Origin of the sequence: Psychrobacillus sp. FJAT-21963, assembly GCF_001420585.1 — a bacterium.
Classification (GTDB): domain Bacteria; phylum Bacillota; class Bacilli; order Bacillales_A; family Planococcaceae; genus Psychrobacillus.
The window spans coordinates 155,920-178,965 of sequence record NZ_LJIY01000009.1 but is presented as its reverse complement, the minus strand read 5'-3'; the positions used below and the strand labels follow the sequence as shown (position 1 = coordinate 178,965).

Annotated in this window: 25 protein-coding genes, 1 other RNA gene and 1 pseudogene; 8 read left to right on the top strand and 19 right to left on the bottom strand. The window is 32.8% G+C overall.

The features are described from left to right. The coding region (locus tag AN959_RS21570) for a hypothetical protein (RefSeq protein ID WP_216598645.1) at positions 1 to 340 on the top strand (340 nt) is incomplete at its 5' end. A 132-nt stretch (positions 341 to 472) separates the two neighbouring features. Here AN959_RS21570 and AN959_RS17480 read toward each other — a convergent pair. The 4 genes from AN959_RS17480 to AN959_RS17465 form a co-directional block, all read right to left on the bottom strand. After that, positions 473 to 703 (bottom strand): hypothetical protein, encoded by a 231-nt coding sequence (locus AN959_RS17480; RefSeq protein WP_056832661.1) that lies wholly within the window; start codon positions 701 to 703, stop codon positions 473 to 475. Between the two features lie 325 nt (positions 704 to 1,028). Continuing rightward, complete coding sequence (locus AN959_RS17475) at positions 1,029 to 1,451, bottom strand: hypothetical protein (RefSeq protein WP_371256575.1); 423 nt, start codon at positions 1,449 to 1,451, stop codon at positions 1,029 to 1,031. Positions 1,452 to 1,513: 62 nt separating this feature from the next. Beyond that, positions 1,514 to 1,906 (bottom strand): hypothetical protein, encoded by a 393-nt coding sequence (locus AN959_RS17470; protein ID WP_056832659.1) that lies wholly within the window; start codon positions 1,904 to 1,906, stop codon positions 1,514 to 1,516. 197 nt (positions 1,907 to 2,103) lie between these two features. Beyond that, the gene (locus AN959_RS17465; protein WP_082461078.1) at positions 2,104 to 2,952 is read right to left on the bottom strand and encodes a nuclease-related domain-containing protein; all 849 of its coding nucleotides are present in this window, start codon (positions 2,950 to 2,952) and stop codon (positions 2,104 to 2,106) included. A gap of 794 nt (positions 2,953 to 3,746) precedes the next feature. On the opposite strand from AN959_RS17465, the pseudogene AN959_RS22065 reads away from it, so the two are divergent. Beyond that, positions 3,747 to 4,779 (top strand): annotated as a pseudogene (locus AN959_RS22065) (P-loop NTPase fold protein); the annotation flags it as partial. A gap of 1 nt (position 4,780) precedes the next feature. Continuing rightward, positions 4,781 to 4,868, top strand: an 88-nt coding sequence (locus AN959_RS22060; RefSeq protein ID WP_371256578.1) for a hypothetical protein, incomplete at its 5' end; no start/stop codon positions are given. Between the two features lie 468 nt (positions 4,869 to 5,336). On the opposite strand, the gene AN959_RS17455 is transcribed toward AN959_RS22060, so the two are convergent. The 8 genes from AN959_RS17455 to AN959_RS17430 form a co-directional block, all read right to left on the bottom strand. Then, entirely contained in the window at positions 5,337 to 6,467 is a 1,131-nt protein-coding gene (locus AN959_RS17455; protein WP_056832654.1) for a hypothetical protein, read from the bottom strand. After that, a complete protein-coding gene (locus AN959_RS17450) occupies positions 6,454 to 7,485 on the bottom strand; it encodes a helicase-related protein (RefSeq protein ID WP_056832652.1) in 1,032 nt (343 codons plus the stop codon). Before AN959_RS17450 ends, AN959_RS17455 begins: the two co-directional genes overlap by 14 nt. Before the next feature lie 842 nt (positions 7,486 to 8,327). Further along, entirely contained in the window at positions 8,328 to 8,702 is a 375-nt protein-coding gene (locus tag AN959_RS17445; protein WP_056832651.1) for a helix-turn-helix domain-containing protein, read from the bottom strand. Positions 8,703 to 8,796: 94 nt separating this feature from the next. Beyond that, positions 8,797 to 9,057 (bottom strand): hypothetical protein, encoded by a 261-nt coding sequence (locus AN959_RS17440; protein WP_056832649.1) that lies wholly within the window; start codon positions 9,055 to 9,057, stop codon positions 8,797 to 8,799. A gap of 127 nt (positions 9,058 to 9,184) precedes the next feature. Then, positions 9,185 to 9,322 (bottom strand): hypothetical protein, encoded by a 138-nt coding sequence (locus AN959_RS21150; protein ID WP_156350825.1) that lies wholly within the window; start codon positions 9,320 to 9,322, stop codon positions 9,185 to 9,187. 676 nt (positions 9,323 to 9,998) lie between these two features. After that, positions 9,999 to 10,670, bottom strand: a complete 672-nt coding sequence (locus AN959_RS17435; protein WP_056832647.1) for a hypothetical protein — start codon at positions 10,668 to 10,670, stop codon at positions 9,999 to 10,001. Continuing rightward, the gene (locus tag AN959_RS21145) at positions 10,664 to 10,807 is read right to left on the bottom strand and encodes a hypothetical protein (protein ID WP_156350824.1); all 144 of its coding nucleotides are present in this window, start codon (positions 10,805 to 10,807) and stop codon (positions 10,664 to 10,666) included. The genes AN959_RS17435 and AN959_RS21145 overlap by 7 nt, the downstream gene beginning before the upstream one ends. Before the next feature lie 306 nt (positions 10,808 to 11,113). Next, positions 11,114 to 11,491 carry a hypothetical protein gene (locus AN959_RS17430; protein ID WP_056832645.1) on the bottom strand — a complete coding sequence of 126 codons (378 nt, stop codon included), beginning with the start codon at positions 11,489 to 11,491 and terminating at the stop codon, positions 11,114 to 11,116. A 314-nt stretch (positions 11,492 to 11,805) separates the two neighbouring features. On the opposite strand from AN959_RS17430, the gene AN959_RS17425 reads away from it, so the two are divergent. Further along, positions 11,806 to 12,066 (top strand): hypothetical protein, encoded by a 261-nt coding sequence (locus AN959_RS17425; RefSeq protein ID WP_056832643.1) that lies wholly within the window; start codon positions 11,806 to 11,808, stop codon positions 12,064 to 12,066. Positions 12,067 to 12,119: 53 nt separating this feature from the next. Here the strand turns inward: AN959_RS17425 and AN959_RS21915 are convergent, their stop codons facing one another. From AN959_RS21915 to AN959_RS17410, 3 genes are all read right to left on the bottom strand, one after another. After that, a complete protein-coding gene (locus AN959_RS21915; protein WP_056832641.1) occupies positions 12,120 to 13,409 on the bottom strand; it encodes an MBL fold metallo-hydrolase in 1,290 nt (429 codons plus the stop codon). Between the two features lie 40 nt (positions 13,410 to 13,449). Then, positions 13,450 to 14,004 (bottom strand): excalibur calcium-binding domain-containing protein, encoded by a 555-nt coding sequence (locus AN959_RS21970; RefSeq protein WP_056832639.1) that lies wholly within the window; start codon positions 14,002 to 14,004, stop codon positions 13,450 to 13,452. Between the two features lie 106 nt (positions 14,005 to 14,110). Beyond that, positions 14,111 to 14,425, bottom strand: coding sequence for a hypothetical protein (locus AN959_RS17410; RefSeq protein WP_056832637.1), 315 nt, complete (start codon positions 14,423 to 14,425; stop codon positions 14,111 to 14,113). Positions 14,426 to 14,888: 463 nt separating this feature from the next. Between AN959_RS17410 and AN959_RS17405 the strand changes: the two genes are divergently transcribed. Beyond that, positions 14,889 to 15,263, top strand: a complete 375-nt coding sequence (locus tag AN959_RS17405) for a YolD-like family protein (RefSeq protein WP_056832634.1) — start codon at positions 14,889 to 14,891, stop codon at positions 15,261 to 15,263. Positions 15,264 to 15,700: 437 nt separating this feature from the next. On the opposite strand, the gene AN959_RS17400 is transcribed toward AN959_RS17405, so the two are convergent. Continuing rightward, complete coding sequence (locus tag AN959_RS17400) at positions 15,701 to 16,639, bottom strand: hypothetical protein (RefSeq protein WP_056832632.1); 939 nt, start codon at positions 16,637 to 16,639, stop codon at positions 15,701 to 15,703. A gap of 381 nt (positions 16,640 to 17,020) precedes the next feature. On the opposite strand from AN959_RS17400, the gene AN959_RS17395 reads away from it, so the two are divergent. From AN959_RS17395 to AN959_RS17385, 3 genes are all read left to right on the top strand, one after another. Further along, entirely contained in the window at positions 17,021 to 17,272 is a 252-nt protein-coding gene (locus AN959_RS17395; protein WP_056832630.1) for a helix-turn-helix domain-containing protein, read from the top strand. A gap of 813 nt (positions 17,273 to 18,085) precedes the next feature. Next, positions 18,086 to 18,352 (top strand): hypothetical protein, encoded by a 267-nt coding sequence (locus tag AN959_RS17390; protein ID WP_056832629.1) that lies wholly within the window; start codon positions 18,086 to 18,088, stop codon positions 18,350 to 18,352. Positions 18,353 to 18,459: 107 nt separating this feature from the next. Next, the gene (locus AN959_RS17385) at positions 18,460 to 19,677 is read left to right on the top strand and encodes a site-specific integrase (RefSeq protein ID WP_056832627.1); all 1,218 of its coding nucleotides are present in this window, start codon (positions 18,460 to 18,462) and stop codon (positions 19,675 to 19,677) included. An 89-nt stretch (positions 19,678 to 19,766) separates the two neighbouring features. On the opposite strand, the gene ssrA is transcribed toward AN959_RS17385, so the two are convergent. The 3 genes from ssrA to rnr all read right to left on the bottom strand — a co-directional run bounded on the left by ssrA (position 19,767) and on the right by rnr (position 23,043). Further along, positions 19,767 to 20,121, bottom strand: a transfer-messenger RNA (tmRNA) gene (gene ssrA / locus AN959_RS20825). A gap of 95 nt (positions 20,122 to 20,216) precedes the next feature. After that, positions 20,217 to 20,684 carry an SsrA-binding protein SmpB gene (smpB, locus tag AN959_RS17380; RefSeq protein ID WP_053588444.1) on the bottom strand — a complete coding sequence of 156 codons (468 nt, stop codon included), beginning with the start codon at positions 20,682 to 20,684 and terminating at the stop codon, positions 20,217 to 20,219. 46 nt (positions 20,685 to 20,730) lie between these two features. Beyond that, positions 20,731 to 23,043, bottom strand: coding sequence for a ribonuclease R (rnr, locus tag AN959_RS17375; protein ID WP_056832625.1), 2,313 nt, complete (start codon positions 23,041 to 23,043; stop codon positions 20,731 to 20,733). Between the last annotated feature and the right edge of the window lie 3 nt (positions 23,044 to 23,046).

Below are 23,046 nucleotides of genomic sequence, written 5' to 3'. Positions count from 1 at the left end.
AAATATTAAAAACATGAAGAATGAAAACTACGTTCAGCACTCGATCAAGTCCCAGAAAAAGAACGAAAATAGTTTTAGAGGATTATTTAATAGTTTAAGTAACAGCAAACATCAACAACTTTTCATTTTTTCAAATGATAAAAAGAATTTGATTGCAACATATAAGATGAGATTAACTAAAGAAACTAGTAATTTATTCTATTTAGAAATTAAAAATCCTATAAGCATGAGTTCAGATAATCAAATTGATACAGTACTTAAAACAAAATCCAGATTTAAATTCCAAACATTTAGAAATAGTGATGCGGAAAGTAAATATAGGCTAATCGTACAAAAATAAACAAACAACAGGTTATGATAGTTGTTTGTTTTTTTGTACACTTTCAAGAATATTTAATTGAATTTATTGCCCTCATTTTTAATTATAATCTTATTTATACTTCACCATAATATCCTCCTTTGATACTGTTACTTAATCAATAATACTCTCAAGTACAATTCTCTTCCATTTCCCCCAGCAATCATAAATATGCATTTCGGAAGCAGACATGGATAAGAATTTTTCAACATCTTTTTCGTAAACTGCTGTTTTGTAATTTTCAAGTACGTCTTGAACTTTGAAAAAAACCTCCGTCATTAAGTGCATCCCAATTTCTAATTTCAGAAATGTAAGAATGTTACTATAAATGAATTCTATACTCAAACATTTTTTCCTTCTTCAACAAGACCTGATTAAGAGCTAGCAAGTATTGTAATAGTTAAAACAATATAGGCTAACGATAAACTAACAATTATAGTATTAATTGATGTATCTTCATTATTTTTTACTTTTTCCATAATAGTAACTAAATTTACGCATATTATTATCGCAAGTATTGGATTAATGAAAATTCCTTATTCTGCAAATCGAATCACAACATTCACTTCCTTCCAATTTTCTTATTGAACTAAACTGCTCCTTTAGTTCAATAAAAAAAAGGCTTTACTCCTTCTTGAAGTAAAGCACCCTTTAGTTGAAGAAGGCGTATTTAGTTTGGTAAGTTTTCACCCGTAAAAATTTCAATTATAATACTTGAATTTTCCTTATTTAGTTTAGCGTATGCATCATCTTCCATTACAATTTCGACTACATCATTATTAGGACTTATCCAAAGTTTATATGACACGGCTTTAGCTTCTATATTAGGATTTTTATACTGAAATATAAACCTATAATCAGCAGGATGTTCCATCTGTACTTTTGCATTTTCCCATTCGATATCAAATACTATCTCTTTCACTTTTTGGACTTCATCATTATTCGTTATTTCTTTGAAATCTTCATAATCGTTTTCATCGTCAATACGCTTTTGAACTTCAATTTTTTGTTCTTCATTCGCTATTTCATTTGAACAACCTGCGACCATTAAAAATAAAACAACAAAAACGAATAACGATTTTCGAGTTTTCAAAATATCCCCCCAATAAACTTGTCGGACACTAATCAGGTCTTCCCTTAACAGAATTGGAGGCTTTAAAAGGTTCCTCCGTAATAAACACCTCTTAGTCTTCCATCATAATTTGGGTTGTAATTGCTACGAAACCTATCCCCTTCAATAAATGCCCTTCTAACAATCTCCTCAATCGGTAGTTTTTCCTTATCAATAGTTTCTCTTTTTATCGCAAGTTTGAAATCTAACTCATATGTAATATCGGGATTGGCAGGATCTTTAAAGCTAGGCTTTATATATAAGAGGTAATACTTTTTATCCTCAGACAAAGTAAGGTTCTCTTTCTTTAAATCATTAAAAGGAATCACTATTTTCGCTTCTTGTTTTGTTTTATTTAGTTTACCCTTGATATTATGCAATTCATACGATGATTTTACAAACTCATTTTCCTTAAACTTAAGTTCACTTTTTATCATATTTTCACCTTTTTAAAATGTGATTTTGAGTACTCTAAATAATTAATATTTTATCTCATTTCTACCACAATTATCTTCAAAGTTCTTGTTAAACAAAACTGTCCCATTAGTTTTAAAAACTAACCTGCTTCGTTAGTTGAACAAATTAGTAACATCGTTCTTTTATTCTTTAGAAAGCTGTAATACAGCTTCCTATTTTATAGAATTTTTTGGTGCTCATAGCAATAAACTTTTCCTAGGAATTTCTTGTTAGATAGGCAGAATGATTTTACTTTTTCTGATACAGGTGCATGACATACTATACACTTATTTTCAATGACTCTTTCATCATAGTTGTTCTGCTTTCTCTGTATGCTATCTATATGTTGCTTTCTAATTGATTCATCTTCAATATTGGAATTCAAAAAGGAAGTATAAATCTTCACAATATCATCCTTCATTAAAACGAAATTTTTGTGATGTAATTTAAGTACGGCAACTTTTCGATTAATAAACTCAGTTAACTCAATATCATAGACCACCAATTCGCTGGAATTAATCTTTCGTAACTCTTCATCAATTTTAAACGTACATCTTTTCGTAAACGATACCATGGAAATAAAGTATTGGTGGTATTTTAAATCAATAAGGTTTTTAAGTGCTTGAATGTGACCATAGTTCTGCATTAATGGATTTATCATTTTAAACTTGCCATTAATCAACCAAGTTTTTCTTTCTTTTCCCCCATAAATAGTTCCCATATAATTCTTTGTTTCGATTACAAATAATCCATAAGGAGTAATGATAACGTGGTCTATTTGGGAGTATCCCGTTGACGATTTAGGGTTTTTAACTAATAAATCACTCAAGTACATATACTCTTTTGGCATTTGGGTTAGTTGAATGTCAATTTTGTATTCTCCAAGTTCGCCTTTTCTAACTGCAATTTGTTCATTCTTTATTCTTGTTGCATCATAGTGTGTCTTTTTTATAGTGCTTGGAGTTTGTTTCATATTTTTATTAGAGTTGTTGTTCTTTTTATTCTTTAACAAAAAATTTAGAAACATAATTTGCCTCATTCCTATTGGAAATAAACTTCTATATAATTATATATCGACACAAAATAGCATTTGTTTTGGCATCTTTCTGATTACTCCACATTCATTGTGTTTATTTTACAGGTTGTTTTCTCGATTCCATTTTCACTCTTTATCTTTTTTGCCTTCTTTGATCACACATCGGTCACTTAGGTGGATTTTTTTAAGCTATAATTATATTCAAAAGAAGTTTGGAGTTTTATTTATGATTCGAATATTTTCAGTTAAATGTTACTGGAAAGACACTAGAAGAATGAGACGTATATATATAGAAGCAAAAGATAAAGAAGATGCAATAAGAATTGCTGTAGAAAGAGGAGCTTATATATACACTGATGATTATCCATTATTTAGCTAATTATTCTTTAACGTAATAGTTGCTGGATATGAACAAGATGAAGTTTGGACAGATGTTTTTGCGAGTAGCAAGAAATGGAATGTATATCATGATGATAAAGTTATTTCTGTAAAATACTCTCTTACTAAAACCTCCTGTCTTTTATTCTCCATTATTTTTTCTCTTTTTCTTTTCTCTTTATAACTCAAACAAGAGTTGTGACTACTCATACATTTGGTTTTCCATTTTGCAATATTTTGGTGTTTGCTTTTTTTATCATATCCTTTGATTTATTGACCTTTTCTCCGCTCTTTGTTCGTACATTCCTTGTTCAACCTGTTGGTGTGCTTGTTTCTTTCCAAACATACAGCTATAGGGAGTTCTACTCCTCTTTTTTCCAATTTGTTAAAGCTATAAAGGAATTGCGATGCTATTTGTTATACAGGTTTCATTAACATTTTCCGCTATCAAAAAAGTAAAACCTAGGATCTCAAATATTAATATTGTATCTACGAATTACATTAGATACTCTATATCTAATTTATGGTATATTTATCTATTTAGGGGGACTTTTATGAAATCTATAATAAACAAAGCTATAATTTCAATAGCAATATCATTCATATTTTTTAACTCAATAGAAACTAGTTGGATTTACTATACAATAATATTCCTAACTGTTTGGATATTAATTTTTATTAATTTTTCTTTATCTAAAAATCACAGCTTATTTAATTCTCTATTAACAATAAATGTAGCAATATTTATTGTTTATTGTCTAAATACTCGCATTAAAAATGGAAGTATTACTCAATCCGGAATAGATGAACTATGTTTTTTAATTGTGCTCGTAGTAATGATAGTGACAGGCTATATTCATTTAATGAGTCTATTAACTGGGCCAAATAAACCAAATACCAAATCAATCTTAATCAATAAAAGAGAGAAAGACTTAACCTCATTATTGAGTTACGTAGAGAGCTTCCAAATTATTGGTTTGAATGGAAGATGGGGCACTGGAAAATCATTTATTATAAATGCTCTTAAAGAGAAAATTAAAGATCAATATGAATTTATTGAGATTGATTTAATGACATGTAATTTGAACGAAATGCAGCCTACTTTGATCAGGGCTTTTGAAGAAGTGATGTATAAAAATCAAATACTACCAAAGTATGCGAATAAAATGAAAAATAACATTGCGTCATCATCGTTCATTTCTAAGATACAAGATCTAACCAACCTAATATTTACCAATAGTGATTCAAAATCAGAAGTATTACATGAGTTTCAAAAAGAGCTAAAGAAATTAGATAAAAAAATCATAGTCATATACGAGGATATAGATAGAATCTCCAATAAGGATGTTATAAAAGAAATTTTCTCAATATCAGAAAAAGTTTCGAATGAAAATGTAAAAATTATTTATCAATATGATGAACATATCATGGAGAATCTAGNGATTTTTATACAAAACGACAAAATTTGTTCTATGCTGTTTGACTATGATTTTTTCGATAATATAGTTATATCAAATAAAAAAAGATAATTGAGGATTTCTCCTTAATTATCTTTTTTAAACAAATTAATTCAATTTTTCACCGACTGTATTGTACCACTTTATAAACCAACTTATTTATCTGCGTTCTTGCCCAACACATATGTTAATCGAACAAATCTATAGAGTGACCCTACAACATAGTGAAATATACCATCGGATTCTCTTTGGTTGTCCTTTAAGGTACGGCATATATTAGTATCCAGTTAAAATATAAAAATGTCTTTCAGACGACAGTATTCCGGTTAGGAAATACTACAACTTGATGTATTAACCATAAAATAGGTCCTCAAAAAGTTTGTCTTGTTGAATAGTTTAAGTTAACCCTTAACAATATATCGAAAAGTACCCATTTCTTTAGCTGATTTATTATAAGTCAAATATGCTCGAAAACAAAAACAATCCCCCAGATAGTTAGATTTACGATTGGGATTGCGATCGATAAACTCCTCTATATCACTAAACACTTCCTTCAAAACTTTCATGATGGAATAAAACCTCATAATCATATTTAACAACATCTGGTATATGTGAGGCTCTGGATTTTATTGTTTCATAAAAGAATACAAGGTCATCACTTTTTCTTTTTTCTTCCACATTACTAATCCTTAATACAATAAAATAATTAGAGTCTTCTATTTCGCAAAACGGCAGAAGATCAAATAAAATAAAGGGCTCATAATAAAAGGGAATAAACACTTCATAATCTGCTGAGATGATTAACAATTTTTCATTCCACAAAGGATGGAACTCCTTTTTTATAAGGTACCACCCTTCAGGTGATAATTGTACAAATGATCTACCATTTTCCTTATGTACATAAATTAATCCTAATTGTTTTGTAAGATCGTATTCTATAGAAGTATCTATAATAATACTCGTATCCACCCATTCATGGGCCTCCCGTTGATACCTTGATATTTTACTCATTAATTCAAATACTCTTTGATCTGCAACATCTGTGTAAAAATTGAAAAGGTTTGTATAGATGGACTCTTGCCGCCATTTTCTATACACTTGATGATTTAATCTGTACACATGGTTTGATTTATTTACAATTCCACAATCCACAAGATATCCTATCAGTTTTTTAAAATCTTCTTTAATCACCCGGGTTTCTTCTGAAGCAATACGAACATTCTTATCTTTCTTCCTATTCCAGTTTAACTTTATTTCAATACGACGCTCGAAATAGCCTAAGACAAATACCATTTTTAAAAATTGAGTATGTTGTACCGACTCCTTTTTATCTGGGAATTCTTTTACAAAATAGCTTCTTGACCAATTTTGAAGACTCTCTTTTAGATAGCTTGGTAAAATCTTATTAACTATTATCCCATAATTAGAAAGAATTTTTACCTGTTCTTCTTTTAAAGGCTTATCCACATTTACATAAAAAAGGAGATCAGTAATTGTTTGATTGTCAATTTCCTGTATCACTCTTTGAAATTTACGGTCACTAGTATACTCTTCGGCTATCAGTTTTGCTTTCCATAAATCTTGAAAGTCAAAGTTATCAATTTTCAATGTATCTAAAATCTGATTTAATTCTTCTGATTTCAATTTCACTAATAAATCAATATGATTCAATAAACTCCCCCCGATCCAACAGCTCTTCATACGTTAAGATTTTATATCTGAAACCATAGTTTATAAGTTTTCTTCTTCTCTTTGAGTAGAATCTTTCTTCTTCTGTGTTTGATGAAACCATTGAATATAAGATTGCCCTATCCTTCATCTCCTCTTTTGGAAGTAGTTTTCCAAGACGAAGGTACTCTTCTCTTTCTGAACCTTCTTGGTGTGACAGTGCTATCATTACTTCAACATTTAAAAGGGACATATGTTCAATAAGTTTAGATGCTGTTAGTAATTTATCAATCTCACCCTTATTGAATGAATCTATTAACATTTGTCGGTTTTCTTCATTCAAATCGCTGCTAAGTGTATCTATTTTTAAAATACTTTTAAACTTTGTTATCACTTCTCGATGAAAAGAAACGATAAGCATTCTCTTTGTCACTTCTTTTTTTAGTAAAACCATTAAAGCTTCGTATTTGTTTGAATTAAAGGTTGCAGCATTTACCTTTTTGCTCTGATCTCTTCTTAAATAATCTATCCATTCATCATTTTGCAATGGTACCTTTATTTCAACACATGTAACAGGTATTTGATATCCTTTATAAACCAAAGTTCGATGTAAGATTTCAAACCACTTTGGACCAACAAATGTAAAAACAAGGTTGCCATTATCTTCTGATCTAGCAAGTGTAGCTGCTAATGCAAGTTTGTTTCTTGATTTTATGTCAACTGTATTCTCATGTTTTCTGGTTGGTAATTTATGAGCATCATCATAAATGACTAATCCGAATCCATGTAATTCACCTATATAATTACAAACAACTTCGTACGTTCCTATTGTAATCGCTTTAAGTTCCCTATTCTTATGTTCAAAAACAGAAATGTTTTGCTCTGACAGATTCGTGTTTTCCGAAATAACTTGTTTCCATTTATCCATTTTGTACTTGTCTTCTACAATGATTAGTGTTGATGTTTTTAATGTTTCAATGATTTTAAGCCCAACTGCTGTATCCCCTGAATTTGGAGGCAATATAATGGTACCTCCTCCACCAGCTTCTTGATTGTAAGACAGGTATGGCTCCTCCCTGTCATGATTTTTCTCAAATATTTATACATTCAACTCCGACCATTTTGTCTATATTTTTCGTCTTTCCTATGCTTTTTTAGTCGTTATTAGCTATTTGCTTCGGTACTTTTCCCTCAATTCAATACTTTGTATGGAGTTTCCTAGTTAAAAGTGCTTCAAGATACAGTACTCACTTTGTTTCTTCTCAGGTAAAAATAGAGGAGTTAGTGGGAAAAGCTATGGAGATCAGCTCCTTACTTGAACTGCGGTCCTTTGTTCTTTGCCCTTATCGCGAGCCGGTTGCTTCATCCCTTAGTATGGTTAGAAACAATTTGAGAAAAACTAGTGGTTGAAAACGTGTGGATAGGTTAGGTATACATTCTCTTATTGTTGAGGACATGTTGTGTAATAGTTGTGTAACTTTTATAAAAGTTAGTTCAAAATAATAATTTGTGAATAAGTACGTGATAACTTGTGAAGAAGTAGTGGTGATTTGTTATGCAATTGTTGTGTAACTTTTACTGCATACGAAAGTAATTTGTGGGGAGATGTGTTTGAAAAACATTCAGTACAACAATCTGCACCATCCTTTGCATAGTGAATCCATTTGAAAAATACAAGGTTCGGAAGTCTTTAGATTAATCGTTCGTTTGGGTTGAGCAGCCAGTACCTATTAATTGATCAAGTAGATAAACGTGATTATCTACTTGGTCAATTAAAGCTTGTTATTTTGAGCGTACTCTTATTAGCAAACTTATTGTGAATACAAATGGACACGATTAAGTGGTATAAATGTGATAACGTACCTACTTTATATAGAATGCAGCAATGATAAGCAACTCATCTAAATCGTCCAATAGGGTCTGTGCTAATTCACTTCTCCTAGTTGATGAGGACGATGTTAATATATATTTAGTTGTTGATATTTGCCATCTTTCTTTTTCCATTGATAGTGGTTCTAAAAAAAAGTTTAATGGTAAATTTAGAGATTCTGTTATTTTCACCATATTATTATGATAGATTTCGTGCTTAGACATTTCGCCTGCTACTATACAATGCAAAGTAGATGCAGATATGCCAGTTAATCTTGATAGCGATGTTATCGTGTACCCTTTTAAACGAATAAAAGATATTATGTTCTTTCCAATTTTTTTTCGTATATGATGAGGATATAGTGTCAATTTAAATCCCTCTCAAGTTTATTATTTTTTATTGTTGTTTTATATAATAGAAGTATTGTAGCTTCATGCCTCATTATTAAAATTAATACAAGAATTAGGTGGAAGAGCTTTCTTCTGTTGCAAGTGTAGCCATTATATATAGACATTTTGAAAAATTTTCTTTCAATTCTTCAACCTCAGTTGACCAATATAATTCCCTTTGTAAAATCACTCTATTAACCGTTTTATCTAGAAAGATTACCAAGACTTTAGAAAACAAAATTCCTTCATTTTCGTCTTCAAAAACTTTTGCTGTTATTTCAGGAATCTTTCCAATAAACTCTTTTTTTTCGGATTCACTTAAAACAATGATCATTAACCAATCTCCTCTACTTATGCAGGTATCATAATTTATGGTTTAACAATTTCGGTAATATAATATACAAAACAGATATCCTTAACATCTATGTTTGAACTTTTAAATTGATTTCGTGTTGCTCTACCTACTTCAATCTTAACTGACTCTCTAAATAACTATATACATTCTCGTCAGCACTAGGAAACTTTATAACAATTGTAAAGCCGTAATTTACAGTCGTCTGTTGATATTGAATCAAACTATATTTCGTATTAATTTCCATAATTACTCTCCTTTTTTAGACAATAAAAAATGCCATTGACTATAGGTAACACATACGTTTTTTTTTAAAACGTCGTAACCAATAATCAATGGCATTACAGTATCTGTTGCTTCGTTATTGACATCATAATATTTATTGCTAACCTATGCAACAGTTAACCTGAAAGTATTGCAGCATAAATTATCATTTTTTTGAAAAAAAGTTACAGGAACAGCACGATATCATTTTGATAAGCTTTGGTATCAAGATTAACAATACTTAGAGGTAATATTTCTTTTTGATTTTCTCAATACAAATTTTTGTTCTTATTGTTCTTATTCCTAATCAGATTTTGATATAATTAATAATTTGACATTTATAAAATAAATGCCATTCTCATTATTTAAGCCGTAATCATTTGAAGCATCAAAATTGAATCGCTAAATTAAGAGAGTGGGAGAAACAGCGAGAATGCATTATCGTTAACCGAACCTCCTTTTCCATTTTTCTATTTTTCTTAATATCTCTTGGTTTCTTATGCTCAACCACGATTGCCTTGGCATTTTCGTAATCTTCCTGACAATCGGGAGGTTCAGTTTACCATCCTTTTTCATCTTACCCCTCCTATCCTTCCTATGAATAACTACTATTTACTTTACAGGCATGTTTGATAGATTCAAGATTTCCATTTTCCATCTTACATTCTTATTCTTGAAGCGAATGGACCAAATTCAGAAAGCCATTTTCCACCAGCTTTTTCTTCTTCTGTATAATTAACATGATCAAATTGTTCTTCACTACCATTCAATCTATAGGGTAATGACCATGTTCCTACATCAAACACATCTCGTCCAATAAATCGTGTAGACTCACCTGTGGTATTGTTTATAATTTCCGCATCAAAATAGCCGTCTATCCCTTCTTCTCCACCTTTAGGCATTTGTTGATGATAAACTTTTCCAATGCGGTATTTATTCTTCCTTTCCTTACGTTCAGCTTCTTCCTTGTTATTGTGTTCAAGAATATTCTCCATAGTATCTTCAAGAAGTCCCAAAATTTCAGTAAATTTATTTCTAACGATTTCTTGTATATGAGGTTTCAAAGTTAATCTCCAATTCCTTTCTACATCTTTGTCAGCGATTTCTGATAAAGAATAATCTCCATTAGATAAGGAATATAAGTAAGAATCCACCCCACAAACCCGATTCCCGTAATATTTAGTAGTCAAATATATACTTAATCCATCTCCAAAAACAAACGGTTTATCAAGGTTTTCAAGAACATCTTTAAAGTGAGTAATTAGCCCTTTTGCATTATATTTGTCTACTAAGTGTGTAACGCCAAGAATATCGACTTTTACTTCTAACATGTAAACTCCCCCATATCATTATGATATACATTCTCACTGCAGCCGCCGAAAGTATCTGTCCAAACTTTGTCATCTTCACTTGCATGTTCTGTCCAATTAAAATGACGTACTGCTGATTCAATTCCTTTCAATTTCATCTAAAATCCTCCTATTATTTTTATTTTTTTGTTATCTATCTAAATTATATAGCCGATTTTTATTCAAAACGGCAAAATATGTTCTATACTGTTTGACCATGGTTTCTCAAATATTGTTATGAACATAACTTAGAACACCAGCAATACTCATACAGTTAGTATTTAAATCACAAGTTAGAGAGTCTTCTTCTAATCACCTTGAAAAATCCGCTGAAAATTTTGTTGTATTATTGTGCTGACCTGCTGCATTAGTTGAACAAGAAAAAAGAGCCGACTATGCAGCTCATTATTTGTACTTAAATCTAGTTACCATTTTATAAAATCTGGACGCTCTTCAGGAAATAGTGCTGACATACGAAGTTTCGGTAATGAACTTTCCCAATAATTCAGACGAATGACACGATGTAATAAATCATCTCCATCACTTTTAATAAATCGAACAATGTCCGCGGCAGAAAAAGGATTAGCATCGATGGTAAATCCATTGTCATTCATTTTCGCAGCTACTTTTGACGTATCCTGCAAATAAGCAAATTCTTTCAAGACGATTTGCTGCACCGTATTAACCTGAGCCTCTTCAACAATTCTCTCATACTCTTTTAAATCAGAAAGGTATTCGTCCAACTTCACAATTTCTTTTTTTAAATCTTCAAAAGGTAAAAAAAATGCATCTCTATTATTCATGAAAAAATCCTCCTTTTTACTAATTATTCTCTATAAACGAAATGATTCCTGTTTCCCACTGTTGCCTACAAATATTTATTTTTTAAACCACAATTTCAATAGGGATTTTCTGAATTCAAAAGGAGTGTTTACTTGATGGAAACAAGTAAAAAGAAATTAATCGAGTTTGAAAATCTGTCACCTGAGCAACTACAACTAGTGGTGATTCCATTTTCACCTCTTTATCTTTTTTTTCCTTCTTTAGTCACACATCGGTCACTTAGGTGGATTTTTTAAGCTATAATTATAATCAAAAGAAGTTTGGAGTTTTATTTATGATTCGAATATTTTCAGTTAAATGTTACTGGAAAGACACTAGAAGAATGAGACGTATATATATAGAAGCAAAAGATAAAGAAGATGCAATAAGAATTGCTGTAGAAAGAGGAGCTTATAGATTCCGAGCAATATACGAAGATTTTAATCATCTACCGAATAAACATCAGTTAATGAAAGCGAGTAAATATAATATAGATGTAACTGTTCAAACTAGAGATGAATTACGTAAATTATTAAAGGAATATGAAAGAAAATAAGCCCCACCTTCATAGGGTGAGGGCTATAAACTTTTAATTAGATAAAAGAAGAATCACTCACAACCCCAACCGTCTTTATCTCTGTCGAATTTCGGTAAATATGCTGGATGGTCGCTAGATACACCGTTTGGATAAACCTTTTTTAACTCAGTACAGTTTTTAAATCCGGTTTGTACTGGTGTCGGGGTCGGCTTCGGTGCTGGAATTACCACAGGTTTTGTTTCTTCTTGTAAAACTGGTTTGCAACCAGTTGAAACATTATAGGTGAACCCATTAGTAGTTACCACGATATCGCAGTAATCAGCAGTTGCATAAACCTTCGAACTTACAGATTTTAAATTATTAACTACCCCACTATGAGGATGACCATAACTATTATCTCCTCCGTAGCTTAATATCGTAACTTTTGGTTTTACCCTTTGTATGAAAGCTTTCGAACTACTTGTATCAGAGCCGTGATGACCTGCTTTTAGTACAGTAGCTTCTACATTAAATTTATTATAGATTTCCTCTTCAATTCCTGAATCTGCATCTCCAGTTAACATGAAGGATACTTGACCATATGTCACTTTTATTACAATAGAAGCATCATTATTATCAGATGCATTTTCATTTGCGTGTAAAACCGTGATATCTACATTTTCCTCAAGTGATATTTTATCGCCAGTCTTCGGAACTTTATAATTTATTTTATTATCACTTATCGATGTTAATAATTCAGCATAAGTTTGAGTAGTGTGAGATTTACCACTATTAATAAATGTCCCGACTTTATAATAAGACAAAACATCAATCAAACCGCCAATATGATCTTGGTCTGGATGAGTTGCAACTACATAGTCTAGATTGTTGATACCTTCAGAAGATAGATAACTAACTACGTCATTGCCATTTTCACCACCATCTACTAACATGGTTTTACCGTTTCCGGTTTTTATTAAAATAGAATCACCTTGGCCAACATCAATGAAATGAACTTCTAATGGTGTTTTGTTTACAATATTTAATAGGGTAAGTTTACTTTTAGAAGGAGTCTCATATTTTAATGTAGAGCTTTTCTTTACAAAAAGACCTCCGCCCAGTCCATATAACCCACCATTTGTGCCTTTATAGGTATAAATACGATATTCTTCACCCTTTTTAAGAGTACGAACTACTTTTGAATTCTTGTCTAACAGGCTAGTATTGCTTAATACAGTGATTTTACCGATTTGACCTTTCTTTAACTCCGTTTTCCCCCACATAACCTTTTGATTATCTGCATTTACTGTAGGAGAAATAATTGAAAAGACACTAAATAGTAAAACAACGACAAAAAGTATTTTTAAACACTTATTCTTCATTTATATTTTCCCCTTAGATAATATAATCTTCACAGAACTGTTATCTCCAACTAGGTTCGCAAGCCCAGCCATCTTTATCTCTATCATGCTTAGTTGCATATGCTGGATGTCCTTTTTGAACCCCATCTGGATAGTGCTCTTTCAGGGCAGTGCAATTTTTAAAAACTGAAGGTGCTCCCGGGATAATCTCTAATCCACTACTCACATTTGGTTGTGTTTCTGGTTGTGGATTTTCAGAAAGCTCTTTTAATAAAGCTAATTTTGATTTTGAAGGTGTTTCATATTTTACCTTCTCGTTTTTTTGAACGAAACTACCTCCACCTACACCAAATAGACCTCCGTGGTTACTCTTAAAACTATAAACTCGGTACTCTTCCCCCTTTTTCATCGTTCGAACATTAGTTAGAGATCCATTACTCTCGAGTTTTACAAGCACAGTGTCTACGAGAATAGTTGCTTTCCCTATCTGCCCTAGTTTTAATTCCGTCTTACCCCACATTACTATACTTGCAGCATTTGCGTTATCAACTTTATAAGTTGCCCCTCCAAGTAGCAAAGATAATAATAAAAAAATCTTCAAGAATTTAGATAACATTATGTATTCCTCCTCTTCAAATTACTTTTATAGTACAATTTGGAAACGAATAAGTCTATAGTAATATGAAAATCCACCTATCCAATTTTGGATGGTGGATTCATTATTAGTGAATAATATTTTCCTGATTTACCGAATTCATGTCGATTAGCAATTCTAAAGCTGACATCTGAGGAAGGTTATCCGCAAACGTTAATGCTTTATTTACATTATAAAATGAAAAAGCATATAGCTCCTTTTCAATTTCAAATATTCCTTGAATTCTTTTTAATAGATAAACTCTTATCGTAGGTTTATTGTTTTCATTATCTTCTAAGTTCTCACCCAAAAATAATATTGCTAATCCCTCAACTGTAGGACTTTCAATCAAATTAACTACTTCCATGTGCTCTAAATCTATTGGCATTCTCAGATCAAACATAAAATATCCCCCTTCTTAAATAAATATATTCAATGCAAAAAAGGGTAATCCTTCTTTTTTTGTAAAATTAATTCCAAAACTGTTTTTTAATCTTAACATTCTCGCTATTTCCTTTCATTCCTGTAAAGCCCAATAATCGATTGTCTGTTTTCTCTTTAATCAATAATTATGACTACCCATATTATTGCTTGTTGCAAAAAAGAACAAATGTTCTTATAATGATGTACAAGGAGGGAACGATTGTACGTATAAATATTTTGAAAGTACTAGAACATGTAAAAATAGCTGAAATGATTTCCATAAAGGCATTAATGAAATGAGTAAAAGTAAAATAAAGGTATCAATTATTTCAAAGTGTTCTTTAATGGCATATTGTTGTCTGAAAGGTACTAAAAGAACTATTAAAATAGGAAGTATATTCGTATCCGTTCCAGTAATTCATAAAGAAAGCATGGTGATCTAAATGGACTTTTTCGATGAAATGATGGACAATCAATTAGATTTATCCAAGGTGAAAGATAGAGGAAATAAAAAGTGGGTAGCCATGATGCTCCCTGAGCACTTGAAACTTATTCGTGAATACGTTGATAATCAAAAGAAAATACCTAAACCTGAGCTGGATGAGTGGGATCTTGATATTATTCAAGAAAATATTCAAATTGCCATGAAACGAAATGTAGATGTTGAAGTTAAGACATGGAAAAATGGAGAGTTCAATTATCAAATTGGAAGTATCTTCTGGGTCGATTTAAAGGGAAGAACTATTGAAATGGAAGATGTTTTTAAATCATATGTAATACAATTGGATGAAATTGTAGATGTTACTGTATTAGAATAGAGTCGAGGTGTTTTAAGTGGACGATAATCAAAAAGAATAAGTAGATTTTCGTGTGGCTGAAGGAATGCTTTTCTCAGGCACCCAATATATCATTTTCTTTGGCTAATGAGCATAAAAAAGCCACCCTTGAGATTCCACGGCTCGGGTGACTTTTTCAATTTGCTGATGCTGATTTCCCGAAAGGAAACCATGCTATTGTACAGGCAGTTCATACAGTCACATGAACTTCTGTATGACCAATTATATAGTATAAATTTTTATTTACAAATATTATTTTGGAACAACATTTGCCGTAGGAAGTCATTAAGCAGATAATACTAGATGTATATCTTGAAATGTTGATCTGTAATTACTATTATTCATTTAAACATCTCCTCTTGTTTAATAGGAGCAGTCTTAACATAATATCAATCGTACATACTCAGTAAAATTCATTACTAAGTCAAGTCTTTTAATAAACTTGGCAATTTTGCAATCTTATAAACTTGAGGAATGGTAATTGGGTTTATATTTAATGCTTCAAAATTTTGAAGTCTATTATTGTACGCATCCTCTTTAATAAAGTCAGCATAATATTTGTTTAAGGGAGTATCTAGGTTTCCATTGGATACTTTAGCCAAAAAGTGTTTTAATCGTCGTCTAATTGTTAAGGAGTATTTGCTTGAACTGATCAATTCTTCAGCCAAATCAAAGCTATGGAAGTCGCCTGTTGGATAAATTTTCAAAATATAATTTTGAACGTATGCTTCGAAAATTGACTGTTTGAAAAACGAGTATAGACATTTTACCTCTCCGGTCCCCTTCAATTTATTGTAAATATGCGTATTTTTCAAACAAACTTCGAACCTCATAATGTCTCGTTCCCACTCGTATGGCTCTCTATTTTGAGATTTACAATGTTCATTTTTGTCGTAAATAATTGTATGGATGCTCCCACAGGCATGATAGATGGTAGTCTTGTATTTATTCTGTTTTCTTAAACGTTTAAAGCTTCCTTTTGTTTTACTATATAGATGCAAATATATTTCTCTTTCACTAGCTAAAGGGACTTTTTTGTCCACCCTATAATCGATTCTAACTAAATTGTGATCGTCATAAAGTCTTTCATCCCCATAAACATTACTTAAAGCTAACTTTACAAAACGTTCAATTCGCCAATAATCTGCTTCTACTATATTGCCTCTATTTAATATTTTGGTTACATCAATAATAATACTGCATTTAGAAACCCCATGTGCTGTGTACTGTCTAGCTTGAATGCCAACTAATTTGTTATCTCTTACAATTTGATTAAAGGATTTGTGACCATGAGCGTTACCTTTATAAACTATATGTTCTTTAGTTAAATCAATTGATAAATGTGCTGTATGTATCATCGTTTTTCCCTCCTAATTTCATGTGTATAAAAGTCAGTTTCCCTTGTGGTATCAACTGTTCCAGCTATAAAACTCGTCTTAATTAGAGCTATATTTATTTCTTAACCATGAGACTTAATAGAAACGTAACTAATTCATGATATACGGATTTTAAGAGAATAATTCAATTCAACAAGAATGAGGGTGAGTGAGGGTGAAAATAGAAATAACTTCTAGAACATTGAGCTTTTGACCAGAGGTATAATAGAGCATCTTGTAAGCTTCTCGTAATATTCAAACTATTTAGAAGTTTGGAATTTTTATTAGAAATATTGCTTAGAATATATTGTTGTTCAATAAAATAGGAGCGATTAAAATTGCAATTTGGAAGGAGTAGTAGGAATGTCGAAAGAAAATGAGGAAAACAGTAGAAAAGAATATCTTGGGGAAAAGTTAAAAAATGCAAGAAAAAGGAAGGGAATATCACTGAGCGATTTAGCAATTGCCACAGGTGGTGTGACAGTACCTTTATTGTCACGTATTGAAAATAATGCACACATCAATCCCGGAATAATAACATTCAAAAGAATATGCTATGCGTTAGATCTATCAGATACAGACATTCTACAAATAATAAAATCTCTAGATAGTTAATCTAATAACAAGCAAAAAAGCAGCTCTTCTATATTAGAAGCTGCTTTTTTGTATACTGCTGTTAAGCAAATTTTCATATATGGTTTGGCCATTTTCGGGCTTCTTAGGCTTGCGTTCTATTAGGTGATTATGCCAAGTTTGCGAGGTTTAGGGTCAAACAGGGTACGACCATTTTTCTCACTATCGGTGCTTACGTTCCATTAATATTTGAATTAGGCAACTTGCGAGAATTGGGGTCAAACAGGGTACGACCATTTTTCTCATTTTCGAGGCTTACATTCTATTAATATTTGAATTAGGCAACTTACAAGAATTGGGGTCAAACAGGGTACGACCATTTTTCTCACTTTCGGTGCTTACGTTCCATTAATATTTGAATTAGGCAACTTGCGAGAATTGGGGTCAAACAGGGTACGACCATTTTTCTCATTTTCGAGGCTTACATTCTATTAATATTTGAATTAGGCAACTTGCGAGATTTGGGGTCAAACAGGGTACGACCATTTTTCTCATTTTCGAGGCTTACATTCTATTAATATTTGAATTAGGCAACTTGCGAGAATTGGGGTCAAACAGGGTACGACCATTTTTCTCACTTTCGGTGCTTACGTTCTATTCATATTTGGAATTAGGCAACTTGCGAGATTTGGGGTCAATTATGGTACGACCATTTTTCGCTCTTCTGGAGCTTGTATTCTATTATTATAGAATTCAAGTTGCTAATCTTATGCCTTAATGTAATACCAATTTGGTTACGAGGGCATACCATAAGTTTTTCAGCAAATCCAATAATAAACAAAGGAGAATTTTTAAATGAACAGAGATTATGAAATTATCGAAAGTTTAAACAAAATTGAAGAATTGATTATGAGTTTTGCAAACCAAGCGTCCCAATCACCGAAACATCCAGTACTAATTAGCGAATGGATGACACTCGCCAACGGTGCCAAGTATGCTGGCGTATCCTATAATTCATTTGTAAAATTCCAAAGAATGGGACTAAAAGTGTCGCAGGTAGAGGGCATAAAACGGGTATCTCGCAAAGAGATCGACAATTTTCTAGAAAATTATAGTTTTTAAGTAACGGAATGGGGAGGTTTTATTTTAGTTGTATTATAATAACACTAGAGGTAACTCCTCTCCTTTTATATTTTGTCCCCACAACAACAAATATAGGAGGAATCATCATGACAAAGAAAAAAGTATCACCAATCAAAAGCTACAAGCTTGAAAACGGTAATTTACGATACGAGTTTCCACTTTATTTAGGTATTGATCCACTAACCGGCAAACAGAAGCGTTCTTCAAGGAGTGGATTTAAAACACGGAAGGAAGCGGAATTAGCATTAGCTCGTATTAAGCTAGATGTAGCTAAAGGCACATATCATCAAAAACGTGCTGAAACATACCAAGAAATATATGAGCTCTGGATAAAACAATACGAAAAAACTGTTGAAGAAAGTACATTCATTAAAACTATAAGTATCTTTAAAAATCATATCTTACCAGCGATGGGTGCTTATAAAATTGAAAAGATACATGTAGATATATGTCAGAAGCACTTGGATGAATGGGCGTCGAAGTTAAAGAAGTTCCGCATGGTAAAAGCCTATGCTGCGAAAGTGTTGAACTTTGCGATTAAGCGTGGTTATATACAAACAAATCCTTTTGCATATGTAGATTTGCCCACTAACATTTCTAAGAAGTTTGGAGGAGCAGATGAAGATGAACCGGAGAACTTCTATACACGCGAGCAACTTAGAGAGTTCCTATCATGCTTAGAACGTGAAAATAACCACAAAGCTTACGTTCTATTCCGCTTACTTGCTTTTAGTGGTATGCGTAGAGGCGAAGCTTTGGCACTTACTTGGAATGACCTAGACTTTACAAAAAACGAGCTACGTATCAACAAGGCCCTTTCACTTGGCAAAGATAATCGACTATACGTTAAATCTACAAAAACAGGTGTTGCTCGGACAATTAGTATGGACCCCAAGACAATGGCTGTTTTAAAAGAGTGGAAGAAAAAGCAGAAGCAAGAATATCTGAAGTTAGGATTTAATATAAGCAAACCTAATGGACTTGTATTTAGCAATGAAAAAAATGAATTCTTACAACCTACAAAGCTTCGTAAATGGATCATACAGGTTCAAACAAAATATAAGCTATCCATAATTACAACACATGGTTTACGTCATACACATTGTTCATTGCTTTTTGAAGCAAAAGTAAGCTTAAAAGAAGTACAAGATCGTTTAGGTCATAGTGATATAAAAACGACCATGAACATTTATGCACACGTTACAAAGAAAGCAAAAGAAGAAGCAATACTAAAGTTCTCCGACTACGTGGAACCTGCAGATGGTGACGACGCTTTGACTACGTTTTTGACTACGTTAGATTGATACTCATTGAAACTAGATGATATAGACAAAAAGAAAAAACCCTTGGATACCAAGGGTTTTGACACTGTTTGAAATCATATGATTTCGATATATGGAGACGGCGGGATTTGAACCCGCGTCCAGAAACTCTAACACTTAAGCTTCTACGCGTGTATCTTACCTATTTAAAGTTTCGCGTAGCATTATGCCGATAAGCGGGCGTCCTGTACGCTAACTTGGAAATCTCTTGCTGACAGCTCAAGTGGCACTGCCAACCGTATCCCACTAAAGTTGAGCTCTACCTAGCCACATGGGCGATAGATAAATAGAGCAGATCCGAGCTTACGCTGCGAATGCTAAGTTGTTGTTTGTTTTGCCTGTTATTATAAGGTCCGTTTTTACGGAGCCGAGCCTCCGACGCGCAACTCAAGCTCAGACTATCCCTGTCGAATCCATAACGTCCCCGTTTATGGAATAATGTAAGCTTCGTTACATAGCTTACTATACATCAAATTAGGTCAAAATTCAAGTGAGACATCTTACCAGTATTGGATAATCGCTTACTGGTTACGAGCCTTGAATGCTCTTTCAATCTCTCGTTTAGCTTCCTTCTTCTTCAGCACATCACGTTTATCGTAATCTTTCTTTCCTTTACCGATTCCGATTAATACTTTTGCATAGCCATTTTTGATGTACATTTTTAGCGGAACAATCGTGAATCCTTCTCTTTTCGTTTCACCAATTAAGCTGCTAATCTGTTTTTTATGTAAAAGTAGTTTTCTGGAACGTAAAGGATCATGGTTAAAACGATTTCCTTGTTCGTAAGGGCTAATATGCATATTGGAAATCCATGCTTCGTTATTTCGAATACGTACGAAGGAATCCTTTAATTGTACTTTACCGTTACGTATCGATTTTATTTCTGTTCCTTGCAATACAATGCCTGCTTCGATTGTTTCTTCTATAAAATAATCATGGCCGGCTTTTTTGTTTTGTGCAAGGACTTTATCATCATTCTTTTTTGCCATCTCATTCACCTCTTTAAAAGCTAGGGAAGGAGCGATTTCTCGCTCCTTATTTTTTCTTTGAACGTTTACGTTTTTGGGAATTTTTAGCTACTGATTCGTAGAATTTCTTTTTCTGTTTTACTTCTTTTTTCGGACCTGGTTGAGAAGTACCTTTTCTTTGATTGCCAGATCCTTCTTTTTTCTTCGCATGTATTACTTTTGGTGTTTCTTTTCGAGTTCGGTGGAATGCTTTTTTCATTCCGACGATTTCAAAGTCTACAGATGACTCTTCCACTTTTACATCAGCAACGCGTACAGTTACTTCATCCCCGATACGGAATTGCTTCCCTGCACGTTCCCCAATCATCATCATTTGACGATCGTCGAATCGGTAATAGTCGTCTGTCATGTTCGTCACATGCACAAGACCTTCTATCGTATTCGGAAGCTCGATGAACATGCCAAAGTTCGTAATAGAACTTACGATACCTTCGAATTCTGCTCCGATTTTGTCCGCCATATACTGAGCTTTCTTCAATGAATCGGTATCGCGTTCTGCATCAACTGCACGTCTTTCACGCTTAGAAGTATGTTCAGCGATATCATCCATGATTGCTCCCCAATGGTTGATTGTAGGTTGAGATACATCACCTTCAACTAAATACGTGCGGATTAATCGGTGAACGATTAAATCGGGATAACGACGGATTGGTGATGTAAAGTGTGTATAATACTCCGTTGATAAACCAAAATGTCCTAGACACTCTGCATAATATTTTGCTTGTTGTAACGATCTTAAAAGCATTGTAGAAATAACCGGTTCTTCCGGCATTCCTTCAATGGACTCAATAATTTCTTGTAATGCCTTCGGATGAATATTATTTCCTGTTCCTTTAACGACAAGACCGAAATTCGTTAAGAATTCGAAAAAGCGTTGAAGCTTTTCTGGCTTCGGATCTTCATGGATTCGGTAAATAAACGGTACATCCATCCATTTAAAATGTTCTGCTATTGTCTCATTGGCAGCTAGCATGAATTCTTCAATAAGACGCTCTGCAACAGTTCTTTCACGAATTGCAACATTCGTTGGCCAACCATCTTCATCAACCAAAATTTTTGCTTCTGGAAAATCGAAGTCAATTGCTCCACGATCTTCACGCTTCTGTCTTAGGACAGCTGCTAACTCTGCCATCGTTTCGAACATCGGTACAAGTGGTTCGTATCTTTCTATTAAAGCCGCATCTTTTTCTTCCAAGATTTTATATACATCCGAGTACGTCATTCTTTCTGTTGTACGAATAACACTTTGGAATATCTCATGTGATGTGACCATTCCTGATCCATCGATCATCATTTCACAAGATAATGTTAAACGATCCACTTGTGGATTTAACGAACAGATACCGTTCGATAAACGGTGTGGAATCATAGGGATAACACGATCCGTTAAGTAAACACTTGTTCCACGATCATATGCTTCACGGTCAAGAGGTGAACCTTCTGTCACATAATGACTAACATCCGCTATATGTACACCAAGTTTAAATGTACCATCTGGAAACTTTGTCACAGTAACGGCGTCATCTAAATCTTTCGCATCAGCACCATCAATCGTAACAATCACTTCTTCACGTAAATCTCTGCGATTTTCTAAATCTTTTTCATCGATTTCGGAAGGAACAGCTTCCGCTTGATCGATTACTTCCTGAGGAAAATCAATCGTGATTCCATGTTTATAAATAATCGATAGAATATCTACTCCAGGATCATTTTTGTGTCCTAAAATTTGTGTCACAATACCAGTTGCCGATTTTCTATCACTTGGCCAATCCGTAATTTCTACAACTACCTTGTGACCTTCAATTGCTCCGAGTGTATCTCCTTTTGCAACAAAGACATCCATTGGAACTTTTTTATCGTCTGCAATAACAAATCCAAAGCCTTTATTGTCTTGGAAAGTACCAACGATCTTAGAAATCCCTCTTTGTGTAATTTTAATAATTGAACCTTCTCTTCTATCTCCAGAAGTTTCACGGGATACGCGAACAAGTACTGTATCCCCATTCACTGCACCATTTACTTCTGTTGGTGGAATGAAAATATCATCCATGCCATCCTCTTCCGGTGCAACAAAACCAAAGCCTTTTGCATGCCCTATGAATTTACCTACTACTAAGTTCATTCGAGCTGGAACACCATATCGATTTGATCTTGAACGGACAACTAGACCCTTTTCTTCCATTTGAACAAGTGTTTTAACTAATTCTTTAAATTCCTCCGAATGGCTATAACCGAAATGTTCCTCGATTTCTTTAATTGTAAGTGGTTTATATTCATCTGCTCTCATTAATTCAAGTAGCGTATCTTTTAAATTTTCCATGTT